Here is an 816-nt window from a genome sequence, read left to right on the forward strand (position 1 = left end):
CCTGGTCTAGCGAACCGCCGTCCCCGTCACTGAGCTCAGTGAAGTCAACGCTACCGTTACCGGCGTTGGTGAGCGTGGCCGTACCATTGGTGTTCGTCACCGTCTCGCCCGCGGCGACATCGCCGGTGGCGAATACGAAACGGTCATCTCCATCACCACCCGTCAGCTCGTCAGCGCCCGCACCACCAGTGATGGTGTCGTTGCCGCCACCGCCGTCAATGGTGTCTGCGCCACCGCCACCGGTAATGGTGTCATCACCACCGGAGCCTGTGAGAGCGAAGCCCTCCGTGGTCTCTGCCGAAACATCAATCTCATTGGGAGTGCCAGCAGTATCTGCCGACAGATCAATCGTAGTCAGTCCACTCTCTGCGACATTACCGTTTAGAGTAATGCTGTAAGCACCTTGTGCGTCGACCACTGTGATCTGCTCAACATTTGTAATGTCCTGGAGTTGATCAGCAGCTTCGATCGTGAACGGAACCAGTCCTGCATCTAGCTGGATTCGATCCGAACTACCGATGCCACCATCAACTTCGGCATCTGTTAAGGAGCCATCTTGGCGGAAGAGCTCCGCATCTCCGACGTAAACAATCGTATCATTGTCCTCACCGGAACGAATTACATCGATACCGCTGCCGCCGTAAATCGAGTCGGCGCCACTGTTGCCTTCGATGGTATCCGCACCGTTGCCACCGATGAGCTCGTCATCGCCACTGTTGCCAGTGATCGAATCATTGAGCGACGTACCGGTCACCGTAGAGCCAGTTCCACCGGCCCCAACCCCGATGTTCACAGTGTCGTCGGTGGTGAAGGCGT

At 57.2% G+C, this 816-nt stretch carries 1 protein-coding gene; it reads right to left on the reverse strand.

Going from position 1 to position 816, the window contains the following annotated elements:
* Nucleotides 1–816 (reverse strand): calcium-binding protein (locus tag V6X30_RS09765; RefSeq protein ID WP_456242968.1); only part of this gene is annotated, 816 nt, incomplete at both ends.

The organism is Spiribacter sp. 1M189 (genome assembly GCF_040838345.1).
GTDB lineage: Bacteria > Pseudomonadota > Gammaproteobacteria > Nitrococcales > Nitrococcaceae > Spiribacter > Spiribacter insolitus.